The following is a 14,501-nucleotide window of genomic DNA, read 5'->3' on the forward strand; positions in this document are numbered from 1 at the left end:
AGAAAGTATGAAAAAGATATTATATGTGATGGCAGCAGGGGCTATGCTTCTAACTACAAGTTGCCAATCTTATTTGGATGAAGTCCAACCGACAGGAAGCACTCTGTCTTTGGAACAGTTGAAGCATGGAGCTGAGGTTTCCGAAGATAGAGCAGGAGCCGGTCTCCCAGGTATGTATGCTCTTTTGAATGAGTACAATACTGTATATGGTATGCAAGGGGACTTTGGCTATCCGAGCTTTATATGCCGTTTGGAGCATGCCGGGGACAATGTGGTTTCCACTACTCATGGTTACAATTGGTTTAATAGAGAACTGCGCCTTACTAGTTTTCAGTCTAAAACATCTACCACTCCGGGATGGGCGTGGATTGCTTTTTATAGAGATATCAAGCTTGCAAACGATGTTGTAGCTCCTCTTAAGGGAACACAAGATCCGGTAAACCAAAAGATCCTTGGTCAGGCATTGGCTCAGCGTGCATTCTGTTATCTGCACTTGGCTCAGCTTTTCCAAAAGACATACAAGGGTAATGAAGATGCTCCTTGTGTACCTATCGTAACGGAAGAGACTAAAGCGGCAGACGCAGCAAACAATCCAAGAGCAAGTGTTCGTGACGTTTACAAGCTTATTCTTGATGACCTCAATAAGGCTATTGAGTATTTGAATGGCTTCCAACCTGAGCAAAAGAATGCGATTTCTGAAGCTACTGCCTATGGACTCCGTGCTCGTGCCCACATGCTTATGCATGAGTTTACTAAAGCTGCAGAAGATGCTCAAAAGGCAATAGAGGTTTCCGGAGCTACTCCATACAGCATAGAGGACTGTTCTATTCCTAACTTTGATGATGTCCAAACATCAAAGAATGCTCTTTGGGGTATTATCATTACTAAAGAAGACCGTGTAACTAAATCCGGTATTGCAAACTGGACATCGATGTTTACATCTCTTTGCTTTGGTAATGGTGGCTACACAACTCTTGTTGGTACTTACAAGATGATTAACTCTCGCTTGTTTGATCTCATCCCTGATACAGATGTTAGAAAAGGATGGTGGGCTTACGAAGAGTTCAAGTACAAGGATAATAAGGGCGTAGAAAAGACCGGATATACTTCTCCTATTATGAAGAAAGCATATCCAAACGAATATCAATGGGTTGCAACCAAGCACACTCTTCCTTTGACTGTGCTTAAGTTTGCTCCGACGGATAAGGACCTTGCTAAGGAAGAAAACTCTGTGGACTTTATGTTGATGCGTGTAGAAGAGATGTATTACATCATGGCAGAAGCTAAGGCTATGGCAGGTGATTTGGCCGGAGGTAAGCAAGTTCTTGAAAACTTTGTTAAGACTTATCGTGACCCCGGATTTACTTCTAAAGCTGCTGACGCTAAGGCATTACAAGATGAAATCTATCTTCAAAAGCGTGTTGAATTCTTTGGTGAAGGTATCAGCTGGTTCGATATGATCCGTATGGGTAAAGGCATCGACCGTGTTGATGTTGCCGGAAAGAATACCGGTGGGTATCCTCCTTTGACAAGATTCAATGTTCCTGCCGGTGATCCTATCTTTGTTCTTCAAATACCTGAATCCGAAGAGCAAGCTAACAAGGCAATCGTTAACAATCCATTGGCAGCAGAACCAAAGGATATGATCTAATAAAGCTGTTTCTTTATTGGGAATCTTAAAGCAGTAATACTCTGTACGATTTCCGTTTAGAATAGAAGATTTGAAAGAGAGTTTGGGACCTTCTCCAAACTCTCTTTTTTTATTTCTGCTTTCTCCTGATTACTTTTCTCCATTCGCCCTCTATTCCTAATAGAAAGCAGGCAAATGTGGCAAGTTCCCCGAATAGTGTGAGGATTGAGTGGTGAATCTCGCCTTGAGGTTCGTAGAGAAGCCCGAAGAAGATTACTACAACACCTGCTACAAGAAGGGATGTAGCCATCGCGTATCTTATCTTTTTGTAAAAGAGAGATGAGGGTGCTTTGTCTCTATCTCCCGGTATAATCCGATTTACAATAGGAACAATCTGCTCGATAGAATTGCTATTCATGTTTGAATGGCTTGCTCTCCTCTGTCTTACAATAGGGGGCTGCTGTGCTTGAGATTGCTTTTTCAAGCCCGGTTGTTTCTCTTTCATCTGTATTGTATTAGGGAATACTTGAGAGGTTGAATCTCTCTCCATGTTTGAAAGGATTGCTCTCCTCTGTTTTACAATAAAATTGCATTTTGTTCCGGATTGCTTTTTCAAATTCTGTTGCTTCTTATCCATCTGTTTTGCGGTAGGGAATATTGGTGCTATTGAGTTGCTCTCAAACTTTGGATATTTTTCTTTTTCTTGTTTTACAAGAGGGATTTCTTGTATTTCTCTCTGCTTTTTCAAGCCCGGTTGTTTTATTTCCATCTGTTTCAGAGAGGTAGAGCCTTACAGCTGTTTATATTCTTGTTTGGCATCAAAGCAGGGACAGAGTTTTATCCACTCATCGGGAGAAATTTTTCCATCTCTGTTTCTATCGGGGCTTAAATCTCTATGCCCGATTATCGCGGCATCCGGATAAGAATGCTTCAGAGCTATCAGAAGAGTTCTTATCGTATGTTTCTGCTCCACTGTCCGAGTATCTGCCGGTTGTCCATCCTTTCCTATACCACCTTCGTAGCATATCCCTATGGAGTTTACATTGTGTCCGTAAACGTGTGCACCTATCTCCTCTATCTCTCTGGTTTTGTGCAGAGAGCCATCTGTACGGATGTAGAAGTGATAGCCGATGCCTCGAAATCCGCGAGTAGTGTGATCTCTTCTCAAATCTTCAACGGAGTAGTTGCCATCTATCCGTGTTGCGCTACAATGCAGCACTATAAGTCTTATTTTTCGTCTGTTGTTATCCATTGTTACAGGTCTTGGTATTATGGTTAAAAATCTGTTTGGGAAAGAAGACCGGAGCAAGAGAGGTGTTGCTCCGGTCTTTGTCATTCATCCTCTCAGAAGCCGTCAGAGAGCATCCCGGAGAGATAAAGAGTGGGGCTGTCGGTGTCGGTGCGTACGCTTAGAAAGATCCTTCGCCGCCGCCGTTCTGCTCTCCTGTCGAGTCTCCTGCGCCACTGCCTGAAGTGTTATCGGCAGAACCGCCTGCTTCCGGCTTGTTCTTCTTTTTGGCGTACTCCTCTATGTTGGTCAGCGATGCCTCTTTGATGGCTGCTCTTAGCCATTTACCGGCGTGAAATCTCGGCTTTGCTCCTTCGATCTTAGAGATGTTGAAGCTCTCTTTGTCCGTTGTGCTTTTGCTTCTGATCACGAGAGAGAGTCTTCCAAGATCGCCCAGACTCACACGCAGACCCTGCTTGAGGAAGAATGACGAAGCCCATGCGAGGTTGTCCAAAGTGGCTTTGACATCTGCGGTGGATACACAAGAGCGTTCCGATATAAGCTTTGCCATATCCTCCACTCCGACGTCTCCGATGCTTTTGGCTCTTGCAAATACGAGCTTTTCACTCTTTTTGTTGATGCCGTTTTTCGATTCTTGAACTTTGAAATAGATTGCCATAATAAAAATGTTTTTAGATGGTGAATAATAAAATAGTTAGGTTTTGGTGTCCTTTGGAGAGTGGCGAGTTGCCGTTTCTCTCTTAAGACATTGCAAAGTTATAACACACCGGATGGCACTTCTGTAAAAAGAGGTCGTTCTCGGCTGTATTTGAATAATCGCTTTACTAATCATTTATTTGCTGTAGAAGTGATCTGTTTTTCTTCTTTTCCTGTCAAACCGGCTCTCTTTTCTCTTAAATCGAAAAGTGTTGCAATAATGGAAATAACTGTTTAACTTTGTGACGAAGAGTTTTAAGAGGGACTCTCACGAGCGTTGCAAAGCCTGTCTTTTCTGTTTAAGGAAGAGAGCGAAGCACCGGAAGCCATACCTATATATATAAGGAGGTTTTGGAAGAGGGCGGAATAGGCGCCAAAGAGAGCCATCGCAGCCGGAAAAAGTATGGTTTGGTTTCGTTGAGGGAGAAGACAGAGCTTGTTCTCTCTATTTTTTTGCCATACTCTTTCTTCTCTTTTCTTCAATCCGTTATTCCCGGTAAGAGATTGAAGAAAAGACAGAAAACGGGTTGCTTAAAACTCAAGCCGTTTACAGACTCTGATTTGAGATCTGTTTCAAGGGCTACAAACCTAAAGAGTGAGAGACTATTGTATAAAACCATCATATCGTAACCAAGTAAAACAGAAAACAGTATGACACAGAACCAAAACACTATTCAAAGACAAAAAGCAAAATATGCCGTGATGACCGTGAAAGAAGTTGCCGTATGCTATTACCCGACTTACTCTCCAAGATATGCCTCTCAAAAGTTCAGAAGAGACATCGAAGAGTATCCGGAGCTAAAGAAAGCATTGGAAGCGCACGGCTGGCAGATGAATAAAAGGAGCTTTTTCCCTGCCCACCTGGAGCTTCTAAAGCAATATCTTGGTGCATGGGACGTGTAATGCTTCCCTCTTTTTCCTTTTATCTCTTTCCGAAATACTCAATCCCGTTTTTAAGAAGCCGTGGTATAAATCCCGAAAATCGGATTTGTATCACGGCTATTTCGTTTCTGATTAGAAACTTAGTGGTATTAAGCATTATATTTTTTGAATTAGTGATCATGAAGGGGGCGATAAAAATTTTCATAGATTTTTGATATTTAAGATCTTATTAGTATATTGGCTCTCGGAACGGAGGTTCATATAGAATAACTTTAATTTTACCAAACCTATTTAATTATTGAGAGAAATATGAAGATCTTTAAGTTTGCATTGGCTTTGATTGTTCTTATTGGTTTTAGCTATTCATGTACCAATAGGGATACTGATATTAAATCAGAATTACAGAAAGAGGATATGCTTAAATCCTCTCAGTCTGAAATTGTAACATTGGGAGTTGGATGTCCTCATCATCTTACAGAACCTTGTACCTCATCTTGTTTTACTCAACTGCCGCATGAGTGCTTAAATCCGAATCATAACGGAGCCCAAAAGTGCGTTACGCATATAGATGATGAGAATTACGGGAATGAAGGAGGGGGAGGTGGTACTCCGGAACCTCCTAAACCATGTGAAGAGTGTGAGAAGTGTCTTGCTTGCCAAGAAGTGAAACAAGGAAAGTGGTATTTTCAATATATTCACACATGTAAGTGTGACTCGGAACATCCATATTGTTCGTCACATGATCCTCGATGAGTTCGGCTACCACACAGATGAAATAAGATTATGAATTAGAGGATTTAGACAGATGAATTGAACTTTCCTCTTTTATTCATTGGTCTTTGTTCCAAAAATTCGTTGTATATGCCGTAGCATAAAATCCGAGAAATCGGATTTTATGCTACGGTTTTTTGTGATGTTTTTTGGGGGTGATTTGTTCGCTTTTAGAGGCTTTAATACTCATGGAAGATGTGGGAGCTTTATATAAAAATGGAGAGTGGTTGGTCGGGCTGTTTAGATGAGATTTTGGGATGATTTTTTCATTTTTGAGGAAGTCATTTTAGAGTAATCCTTTTGTCCACAACTTGATATGACAAAATCTCGAATTTGGAAAAAATTTTTTCTCAGTCCGTTTCATGGGGCTTTTTCGCGTTAATAGGTGTAAATTTTAACGCCTACATCTGTAAATGTTTCCTAATAAGGAAATTTCCCTTTTCAAGGGTATTTTAGGGTGAAAATAGGTAACCTGTTGATGTTTAGTGTTTTGATTGTTTTGGCTAAACACGTTAACCGAATCCGGTAAACGTGTTTAATGAAATCGGTAAACGTGTTCGTTGAAAAATTAAACACGTTAAGCNAACCGAATCCGGTAAACGTGTTTAATGAAATCGGTAAACGTGTTCGTTGAAAAATTAAACACGTTAAGCCGAAAGAATATGCTCGTTTAGTGTTTTGAGTGAACAGGTATCGGAATTTATGTTAATAAAACAGGCTGATTTAACAAATTGGGCGCTGTTCTGAAAACGACCCCTCCGATCAAAATAGAGAGACCGAAAAAAGTGGGCATTTTTTCGGTATGGAATATATAAAAATGAAGGCTTCGAGGAGGGAGAAAAGTGCAGAAACTACTCCTGTTTTTATGTCTCAAATTATCCTTATTCTTGACATCGGTTTCTGTTGTGAGATAGAGTCCCGGAATCACTTTCGTTTGCTCTCTGCTTACGCTCTTTTCTCTTCCGGTTTTTGCCTTTTCTTTTTCTGTGCCGGGACTCTCTGTTTGCAGAAAGGGTACAAGGAATGACTTCTTGGGAACGGGAAAAGAAGTTGCTCTGAAGGAGGGCGTAAAATGGAAAAGTCCTCCCAAGACACTGTCTTGAGAGGACTTTTCTATGCTTGTTCCGTAGAGCGTTTAACGCAGTTTGTAGTTGAAGCCGAAGCTAAACAGCTCTGTAAACTGGAGAAGATCTCTGAAGCGTCCGCCGGTGTTCTTTACAGCATCATCGTATCTGAGGTTTACGTTAAGACGGGTGGAGAAGTAGCGGTTGAGCGATATGGATAGCGTGTTTTCCCACTCTGTCTCTATGCGCTTGAATGTCGTACCATAATAGAATCGGCTTTGCCAGTTTACGGTTTGGCTTATATCAAAGTTGAGAGCCGCGCGCATCGTGGATCCGAAAGCGATGATATAGGTCTGATCCGGATTGAGACCGGCACGGGCCTTGTCTATATCCTCTCTAATGGTTGCTTTGTAGCTCACGGAGAAGGGCGCGATATTGGCAGAAAAGCGAAGACGTTTGAACTTATCACTGTCGAACCTCTTGTCTATCTCGTACTTCATACCGAGACCGGCATCCACAGCAAGAGGGGAGAGGAGTGCCGTGATAAGGTCTTTGCTGTTCTCTTTTCTGTTTTTAAGCAGCTGGGTACGAAGCTCTCCTGAAAGTGTGTAGTACCAGTTGGAGGTTGCTTTGATACCGAAGTTGGAGTAGAGTCGCAGGAGGTCTTCGGAGATCTTATACTTGTTTACGGTATCGTTTGGAGCGTTGTAGATCCCGATTTTAGACTCCAATTCATTGGTCCACTTCACTTTGTTTTTGACATAGCTCAAGCTAAAGAAGTTTCGGGCAAAGATGTTCAGGTTGCTTGTTCCTCCCTTGTGCCAGTTCTTGGAGATATGGTTCTGGGAGAATTGGATGGTACTTTCAAACCCTTTGATCCAGTAGATAGGGTCTACTTTTGCCGTCTCGAAATTTTCTTCCTGTGCAGAGATTGCGGGTCCTTGCTTTACCTCGAAACGGTTGTCATACTTCACGGCATCCACTTTTTCGAGGGTGATGGCTTTCGGAAGCATTTCGGATGTCATGTTTACGAGAGCCACGTTGGACGCCATAAAGTCTCGAAGGAAAGATTTGCCATTCTGCCACGATGTTACAAACGAGCTTACCGGAGCGGCCGGCTCTATGGAGAGTGAGTCTGCAACAGCTACCAGAGAAAGTGCCGAAGGTGTATTGAGCAGCTTGTATCCCTGTTCCTTTTGTGTTTCTACGGTTTGAGAGAATGCTCTTTCGTCCCACATCTTATTGATGTCGAATACGATAGGGAGAAACAGCTGAGAGAATATCGTTGTGTCTTTATAGGTGTATCCCTCCGGAATCGGAACGATCTGCTTGGATAGAATCTCTGCAATGGAGGAGGAGCTATTCCGTAACGGTGGGGGAGGTGTCTCGCTATTTTGGGCTGTGATATTGAGTGCATGGAGAGATAGAACCAGCAACAATACAGCTGGAATTTTTCTAAATATCAGTCTCATAACTTACGATCTTTTGGGATGTGTGTTTCCGGATTTAGTTGTATTTAGTCTGTGCTTTTCGCCACAAAGTTACAATAAATATACAAAAGATCGTTGCTCTGCTCTGCTAACTTTGCTCTATCTCACTCAGTTCCATCCATCGTAATGTCTTTTCGTCTATCTCGTTGGATAATTCCGGAAGACGTATGGAGTGCTTCGTGAGAGTATCCACATCCAACGTGCCACTGCAAAGCGCTGTCTCTATCTCTTCTTTTTCGGATTCGAGAGCGGCAATCTCTGTTTCCAGTCTTTCCAGCTCTTTCTTTTCGTTATAGGAGAGCTTGCGCTTATCGTTCAGGCGGATGCGTGCGACTTTTTCTTCTTTCGGCTTGGTGTTTTCTTTCTCGTGCTGTTTGCGGGCTTCCTGCCACTCCCGATACTGTGTGTAGTTGCCCGGAAAGTCTCGAATGTCTCCCTGACCGTTGAATACCATCAGGTGATCTACCACTTTGTCCATGAAATATCTGTCGTGAGAGACCACGATGACACAGCCTTTGAACTCACGGAGATACTCTTCGAGGATGTTGAGTGTCATGATGTCGAGATCGTTCGTAGGCTCATCCAGTATGAGGAAGTTGGGATTACGCATCAGCACGGTACAGAGATAGAGTCTTCTTTTTTCTCCTCCACTCAGCTTGTGTACATAGCTGTGCTGCGCTTCGGGAGAGAAGAGAAAGTGTTGTAGAAACTGAGAGGCGGTGAGATGCTTCCCGTTGCCCAACTCTATCACTTCGGCTATCTCCTGAATGACGTCTATCACCTTCATCTCTTCGTTGAAAGAGAGTCCGGCTTGAGAGTAGTACCCGAATCTGACGGTCTCGCCTATCTCTAAACTACCGCTGTCCGGCAAGATCTCTCCCAAGAGAATTTTGAGAAATGTGGACTTGCCCGTTCCGTTGTTGCCGACAATGCCGAGCTTTTCATAGCGGGCAAAGATGTAGGAGAACCGGTCAAGTATGATGCGGTCTCCGAATCTTTTGCAGAGATTTTCTGCTTCAAAGATTTTACTGCCGATATAAGAGGCTTTCACGGAGAGCTTTACTTCTTCGTTTTGGAAGCGTTGCTTTGCCACTTTTTCCAGCTCGTAGAATGCTTCTTCGCGGTATCTTGCTTTGTGTCCTCTGGCTTGAGGCATTCGTCTCATCCACTCCAGCTCGGTGCGGTAGAGGTTGTTGGCTCGCTCTATCTCTGCACTTTTAGCTTCCATGCGCTCTTCTCTCTTTTCGAGATAATAGCTGTAATTGCCTTTGTATTGGTAGAGCTGCTTGTGGTCTATCTCTATGATTTCGGAGCAGACCCTGTCCAGAAAATATCTGTCGTGCGTTACCATGAGCAGGCTGATGCGTGTCCGTGAGAGGTGATTCTCCAACCATTCCGTCATTTCAAGGTCCAAATGGTTGGTCGGCTCGTCCAAAAAGAGCAGATCCGGCTCTGTGATAAGGACATTGGCAAGGGCTACACGCTTGAGCTGACCGCCGGAAAGTGTTCCGATCTTTTGGTCAAGATCGGTGATTTTAAGCTGCGAAAGTATCTGCTTGGCTTGTTGCTCGTACTCCCAAGCCCCTGCGGCATCCATCCGTGATAGCAGCTCCTCCATTCCGGGATGCCCTTTTGTCTGCATGCAATGCTCATATTCGCGGATGAGGTTCACCGTTTCGTTGCCGTGCATGAAGCATGCTTCCAATACGGTAAGGTCTGCCGGGTAGTGCGGATCTTGCTCCAAGTATCCTACACGAAGATCGTTCCGATAGGTGATATTCCCGCTATCGTAGCCCTCTTTACCTGCCAAAATATTCATCAGAGTGGTCTTCCCTGTTCCGTTTTTTGCAATCAGCCCTATGCGTTGCCCTTCGGCAATGCCAAAAGAGATGTTCTGAAAGAGCAACAGACTGCCGAAAGACTTGGTGAGATCTTCTACTTGTAGGTACGGATTTGCCATTTTGAGTATCGTATTTATTGGATCTTTAGAGGGTAAAAAGAGTTGAAAGCGTATCAGTGAGGCTTGTTTGCCGAGTCTATCTTAAGGAGAAGAAAGATGAGCAAAGAGAAGCTGAGCATGGAGGAGCCTCCATAACTGAAGAACGGAAGGGGAATGCCTATGACGGGAGTGATGCCGAGCACCATGCCGATATTGATAACAATGTGTATGATAAAGAATGAGGCGACGGAATAGCCGTAGACCCTGCCATATATAGTGGATTGACGATCTGCCACTATCAGCAACCGCCAGACAAAAAACAGGAAGAGGAGAAGTACGGCAGATGCTCCCACAAATCCCTGTTCCTCTCCGATGGTGGAGAAGATAAAGTCTGTCTCCTGCTCCGGTACGTATTTCAGCTTGGTTTGTGTACCGTTGTGAAATCCTTTGCCCAAGAGCCCTCCGGAGCCGATAGCAATCTTGGACTGATTGACATTGTATCCAATCCCTTTCGGATCGTCTTCCATCCCCAACGAACTGCGAATACGGATCTGCTGGTGAGGTTGGAGGATATTGTAAAAGAAGTAATCGACACTCGAATATATGGCAACGGAAGAGAGCATGAAGCCGACAATGAGCAGGCTTGGAAGATGTCTGCGAAAGAGATAGTTCAGGCCTCCGATGATGGCGAATATGATACCGGAAGAGATCGGAACCCATGCCCAGTTTACAGGCATAAAGAAAGAGGCGATGCCGAAACCGATAGCCGAAACAACCGGAATGCCAAGGCACAGTATCCATAGTCTTCTTACTCGTACATAGCGAAGAGCCAGGATGGCAGATACAATATATAAGAGTGAAAAGCAGAAGAGAAGACCAAGATTGGTGCCACCTATATTTTCTCCCGAAAAGCGGATAGACAATATCACGAAAGAGGCAACGAACGTGATGAGAAGAAGGTAAAGAGCACTTAACCCTTCACGATAAAAGACAAGAATGAGTCCGAAGAAAGCCACGGCAGAGCCGGTTTCATTCTGTCCGATGATTAAAAGAATCGGGGCAAAAACAATGAGGACTGCCACAAAAAACTCTTTTCTGCTGCGGAGATCGAATTCGTATCTTGCCATCCATGCTGCCAATGCCATCGCTGTAACCATCTTGCTAAACTCCGCAGGCTGTATCCGAAACGAACCGATGGCAATCCATGAACGAGAACCCTTAATTTCCGGAGCTATAAATATGGTGAGCAGCAGCACAAAAAGCATCAGGACATAGAGATAGAAAGAGGAGGACTTGATCAGATTCAGGTCTATAAACATCAATGCTCCGCCTATGAGCAGTGTTGCTCCTATCCAAATCAGCTGCGCTCCTGCTCTACCGCTGAAGTCCAACAGTGGAGCATTGTCCATCTCATAGGTAGCAGAGGCTATGGTAAACCATCCCACAGCCACAAGCAGTATATATACAAGCAGTGTGATGTAGTCCAGCCGCTTAAAGGGATTTATTTTGTCCTCCATATTCCGGGTGTATTGGGATGAGCTGTGTAGAGAGCATCTTTTGTTCGTATGCTTTACCGTCAGGGCTTAGCTCTTCATCGGGTTTAAGATACTTCTCCATCATAAGGCGGGCTATCGGTACGGCAAAAGATGCTCCAAAGCCGGCATTTTCGACATAGACGCAGATCGCAATCTTGGGAGCGTTTCTCGGGGCATATCCCATAAATATGGAGTGGTCTTCTCCATGGGCATTCTCTGCTGTCCCGGTCTTGCCACATACTTCGATGCCCGGTATTGCTGCTTTTCTGCACGTACCTCCGGTTACTGCTGCCGCCATTCCCTGATCAAGATATTGGAAGATGCCCACCGGCATCTTGGTACTTCTTCTTTCTACATGAAGCGTATCGGCAGGTAATCCATCTATTCTCTCGACAATATGAGGAGTATAGAAATGTCCTTTGTTGGCAATGATTGTGGCTAAATTGGCTATTTGTAGTGGAGTGGTAAGTATCTCACCCTGTCCGATGGAGATAGAGATAATGGAGGATGAGTTCCACTGTTTCTTGAAAATATTATCGTAGACCTGACTATTGGGTATATATCCTCTTTTCTCTCCGGGCAGATCCACTTTTAGAGGATAACCGAATCCCATTGCAACCATGTGATCTTTCCAAATGTCGAAGCTGTTTTGGATAGATCCATACTTGGATTTGTTTTCCAACATCGCTCGCAGCCCCCAACAGAAAAAGGCATTACATGAAGTCGCGATAGCCGGAACTATACTCAAGGGAGAGCCATGAGGGTGGCACTTAGGGCGTCCGCCGAGCAAAGGATAACCGCCATGACAGCTGTAAACGGTGTTAGGCGTGATGACATTCTCAGCCAAAAAGACTGCTCCCTGTGCCAGTTTGAAGGTAGATCCGGGAGGATAAGTTCCCATAATCGCTCTATTAAAGAGCGGCTTATGAGTATCTTTGGCTAACAGATTGTGATTCTTACCTCTCTCTTTGCCTACAAGCATACCGGGGTTGAAGGATGGAGCCGAAACCATACAGCGTACAAGCCCTGTCTCAGGCTCGATCATTACTATTGCTCCTCGCTTTCCCCACATCAGTTTCTCGCCGTATGCTTGGAGTTCTATATCTAGTCCGAGATGCAGGTCATGCCCTGAGACCACCTCTTTATCCAACTCCCCGTTTTTATATTTCCCTTGTATGCGACCTTTGGAGTCTCTAAGAAGAACTTCTACCCCTTTTACACCTCTCAGTATTTTCTCATAGCTCGCTTCCAATCCGGTACGACCGGAGTAATCTCCCGGAATATAGTAGGGATCTCGCTCTATATCTTCGGGTTGAACTTCGCCTATGGAGCCAAGAATGAGAGCGGCAACGGGATGATTGTAGTCTCGAACGGTACGACTCTCTATACTGAATCCGGGAAAACGATACAGCTTTTCTTGTAGCAGCGCAACCTCTTGATCCGAGATTTGTGAGATAAGGAGCTGAGGAAGAAAAGGGGTATAACCTCTGTTTTTTTTCTTATCTCGGATCTCCACAAAACGTTGAGCAATATACTCCGGCTCGACATTCAGTATCCGTGCAAGCTCCAACGTATCGAAAGGAGTAACCTCTTTGGTTACAACCATGATATTCGATGAGGACTTATTATACACCACAAGCTTTCCTTTGGCATCGTATATCATTCCACGCGACGGGTGGATTATCTTTTCGTAGAAAGCATTACCGTCTGCTTTTATCTTGTACTCATCGGAGAGAAGCTGCAGATAAAACAGACGATATATAAAGAACAGAATGACCAGAGTAAACCCCAGCCCTATGTACACCTTACGGATGGCAAATCTGGGATTTGACTTTCTCATTTCAGCTTGTTAGCTCTGGTATTGAAGTAGTGAAAGATGAGAGTAACAAGAATACTCAGAAGTGATGTCCCTATAATATAGGGCGGCAGATGGGAAAACATGTAGACAGAAAATGCTTCTGTAAAAAGGGTGAGAGACACAAGCAGAGTAACAAAGAAGAGAAGGTATAAAAGATACCCCGTCAGCTTTAAGCTTTTTGTATCAGGCCTTCCTGTCCCTTCTTCCAACTCCTCTTCATCCATAAAGATGAGCAGGAACGGTCTGCGCAGAAATGCCACAATGGTTGCGGCAAACATGTTTATCCCCATGGTATTCATGAATACATCCAACAGCAGTCCGGCAAGAGAAGCTGAAAGGATAATGCTCCAGCGCGGTAGTTTTACACTGGCAGAGAATATGGGATAGAGGTAGACCAAGGGAAGAGCATACTGATACACTCTGATATGATTGAAGAACAGAGCTTGAAGCAGCACAAACAGCAGCAGCTGAAGAAACAGAAGTGAGATTTTTCGCCACATTTCACCAAAAGCTTTATCCTATTTGATAGAAACCTTATCCAGGCTATCTCTCTCAAACTTGTGTATATTCTCCACCATATATACGTATCGGAGTCTCTCGAAATCGGTAGCCAACCTTACCCGAAGAGATAGGAAGTTATCGTCTGTGGACTTGGTCTCTCCTTCCACGATACCAACAAAGAGACCTTTCGGAAAGATTGTGGAGAAACCACTTGTCAGCACCGTATCTCCGGGTGTATAGGAAAGATGTTTGGGCAATCTGGTAAGTACGGAGTGTGTTAAATCTTCTCCATCCCATTGAAGACTACCCAAATACTCCTGATTGGAAAGTTTACAACTCAGAGAGAAAGAGTTATTGATCAAAGGAAGTACTTTGGAAAAATGTGTCCCCACAGCCACGACAGACCCCACGACTCCCTTGGTTGAAAGAACGCCCATATCGAGTTTGACTCCATCCCGACTACCTTTATTTATTGTAAGATAGATTGTTTTGGTGAGGTTTGTACGCCCCACCACTTCGGCAACAGAGTACTCAAAATCGGATGCCGGATTCTCTTCCGTTGCAAAGACCGTATTATACGAAAGGCTGTCTACCTTATATCGCTCTATGGTTGCATTCAGTTTCAGCAGCTCTTTCTCCAGTTCAGCATTGGAACGCATCAGCTCCAAGTTTGCATCATGCAACCCTCTATACTTGTCGAACTCCCCTTTATAAGACATAACATGCCCTACCAGCCGGTTAGATGTGCCAAAGAGAACACTTCCGTGGTAGTTGTTTCTGTTATACATCAACGTTACTGCTATGATCTCAAGAAGAACAAACAGCAACACATGTATATTTTTCCTTAGGAGTTCAAAGAGTTTATGCACTTCGGAGCAGAGGCTTT

Annotated in this window: 13 protein-coding genes; 3 read left to right on the forward strand and 10 right to left on the reverse strand. The window is 44.0% G+C overall.

Going from position 1 to position 14,501, the window contains the following annotated elements; genetic code table 11:
- Positions 1 to 7 precede the first annotated feature (7 nt).
- The gene (locus tag HQ29_RS04575; RefSeq protein ID WP_082226835.1) at positions 8 to 1,651 is read left to right on the forward strand and encodes a RagB/SusD family nutrient uptake outer membrane protein; all 1,644 of its coding nucleotides are present in this window, start codon (positions 8 to 10) and stop codon (positions 1,649 to 1,651) included.
- 109 nt (positions 1,652 to 1,760) lie between these two features.
- On the opposite strand, the gene HQ29_RS10265 is transcribed toward HQ29_RS04575, so the two are convergent.
- Together HQ29_RS10265 and HQ29_RS04585 are read right to left on the reverse strand one after the other, a co-directional pair.
- A complete protein-coding gene (locus HQ29_RS10265; RefSeq protein WP_152566488.1) occupies positions 1,761 to 2,135 on the reverse strand; it encodes a hypothetical protein in 375 nt (124 codons plus the stop codon).
- Between the two features lie 285 nt (positions 2,136 to 2,420).
- Complete coding sequence (locus HQ29_RS04585; RefSeq protein WP_036867775.1) at positions 2,421 to 2,882, reverse strand: N-acetylmuramoyl-L-alanine amidase; 462 nt, start codon at positions 2,880 to 2,882, stop codon at positions 2,421 to 2,423.
- A 35-nt stretch (positions 2,883 to 2,917) separates the two neighbouring features.
- Between HQ29_RS04585 and HQ29_RS10590 the strand changes: the two genes are divergently transcribed.
- Positions 2,918 to 3,043, forward strand: a complete 126-nt coding sequence (locus HQ29_RS10590; protein ID WP_255359381.1) for a hypothetical protein — start codon at positions 2,918 to 2,920, stop codon at positions 3,041 to 3,043.
- Here HQ29_RS10590 and HQ29_RS09875 read toward each other — a convergent pair.
- A complete protein-coding gene (locus HQ29_RS09875) occupies positions 3,040 to 3,537 on the reverse strand; it encodes an HU family DNA-binding protein (RefSeq protein ID WP_052089815.1) in 498 nt (165 codons plus the stop codon). The two genes, HQ29_RS10590 and HQ29_RS09875, sit on opposite strands and share 4 nt — an antisense overlap.
- 293 nt (positions 3,538 to 3,830) lie before the next feature.
- Positions 3,831 to 4,058, reverse strand: coding sequence for a hypothetical protein (locus HQ29_RS04595; protein ID WP_036867777.1), 228 nt, complete (start codon positions 4,056 to 4,058; stop codon positions 3,831 to 3,833).
- A gap of 168 nt (positions 4,059 to 4,226) precedes the next feature.
- Here HQ29_RS04595 and HQ29_RS04600 point away from each other — a divergent pair, with 168 nt between their 5' ends.
- Complete coding sequence (locus HQ29_RS04600; RefSeq protein WP_036791635.1) at positions 4,227 to 4,478, forward strand: DUF4248 domain-containing protein; 252 nt, start codon at positions 4,227 to 4,229, stop codon at positions 4,476 to 4,478.
- Positions 4,479 to 6,363: 1,885 nt separating this feature from the next.
- On the opposite strand, the gene HQ29_RS09880 is transcribed toward HQ29_RS04600, so the two are convergent.
- The 6 genes from HQ29_RS09880 to mreC form a co-directional block, all read right to left on the reverse strand.
- Positions 6,364 to 7,764: a DUF3078 domain-containing protein gene (locus HQ29_RS09880; protein WP_052089816.1), complete on the reverse strand. Its 1,401-nt coding sequence runs from the start codon at positions 7,762 to 7,764 to the stop codon at positions 6,364 to 6,366.
- 106 nt (positions 7,765 to 7,870) lie between these two features.
- The gene (locus HQ29_RS04615; protein WP_036867781.1) at positions 7,871 to 9,742 is read right to left on the reverse strand and encodes an ABC-F family ATP-binding cassette domain-containing protein; all 1,872 of its coding nucleotides are present in this window, start codon (positions 9,740 to 9,742) and stop codon (positions 7,871 to 7,873) included.
- A 53-nt stretch (positions 9,743 to 9,795) separates the two neighbouring features.
- On the reverse strand, positions 9,796 to 11,238 hold the full coding sequence (rodA, locus tag HQ29_RS04620) for a rod shape-determining protein RodA (RefSeq protein WP_036867784.1): 1,443 nt from the start codon (positions 11,236 to 11,238) through the stop codon (positions 9,796 to 9,798).
- Positions 11,213 to 13,096: a penicillin-binding transpeptidase domain-containing protein gene (locus HQ29_RS04625; RefSeq protein WP_036867785.1), complete on the reverse strand. Its 1,884-nt coding sequence runs from the start codon at positions 13,094 to 13,096 to the stop codon at positions 11,213 to 11,215. Before HQ29_RS04625 ends, rodA begins: the two co-directional genes overlap by 26 nt.
- Entirely contained in the window at positions 13,093 to 13,614 is a 522-nt protein-coding gene (locus HQ29_RS04630) for a hypothetical protein (protein ID WP_036867787.1), read from the reverse strand. Before HQ29_RS04630 ends, HQ29_RS04625 begins: the two co-directional genes overlap by 4 nt.
- 18 nt (positions 13,615 to 13,632) lie before the next feature.
- Positions 13,633 to 14,484 carry a rod shape-determining protein MreC gene (gene mreC / locus HQ29_RS04635; RefSeq protein ID WP_036867789.1) on the reverse strand — a complete coding sequence of 284 codons (852 nt, stop codon included), beginning with the start codon at positions 14,482 to 14,484 and terminating at the stop codon, positions 13,633 to 13,635.
- Positions 14,485 to 14,501: the final 17 nt, after the last annotated feature.

The organism is Porphyromonas canoris, assembly GCF_000765975.1.
Lineage (GTDB): Bacteria > Bacteroidota > Bacteroidia > Bacteroidales > Porphyromonadaceae > Porphyromonas_A > Porphyromonas_A canoris.

Bases quoted from the DNA above. Each gene is read 5' to 3' on its own strand.
- rodA (WP_036867784.1), bottom strand. From the start codon at position 11,238: ATGGAGGACAAAATAAATCCCTTTAAGCGGCTGGACTACATCACACTG.
- HQ29_RS04615 (WP_036867781.1), bottom strand. From the start codon at position 9,742: ATGGCAAATCCGTACCTACAAGTAGAAGATCTCACCAAGTCTTTCGGC.
- HQ29_RS04600 (WP_036791635.1), top strand. From the start codon at position 4,227: ATGACACAGAACCAAAACACTATTCAAAGACAAAAAGCAAAATATGCC.
- HQ29_RS09880 (WP_052089816.1), bottom strand. From the start codon at position 7,764: ATGAGACTGATATTTAGAAAAATTCCAGCTGTATTGTTGCTGGTTCTA.
- HQ29_RS04585 (WP_036867775.1), bottom strand. From the start codon at position 2,882: ATGGATAACAACAGACGAAAAATAAGACTTATAGTGCTGCATTGTAGC.
- HQ29_RS04575 (WP_082226835.1), top strand. From the start codon at position 8: ATGAAAAAGATATTATATGTGATGGCAGCAGGGGCTATGCTTCTAACT.
- HQ29_RS10265 (WP_152566488.1), bottom strand. From the start codon at position 2,135: ATGAAAGAGAAACAACCGGGCTTGAAAAAGCAATCTCAAGCACAGCAG.
- HQ29_RS09875 (WP_052089815.1), bottom strand. From the start codon at position 3,537: ATGGCAATCTATTTCAAAGTTCAAGAATCGAAAAACGGCATCAACAAA.
- HQ29_RS04630 (WP_036867787.1), bottom strand. From the start codon at position 13,614: ATGTGGCGAAAAATCTCACTTCTGTTTCTTCAGCTGCTGCTGTTTGTG.
- HQ29_RS04625 (WP_036867785.1), bottom strand. From the start codon at position 13,096: ATGAGAAAGTCAAATCCCAGATTTGCCATCCGTAAGGTGTACATAGGG.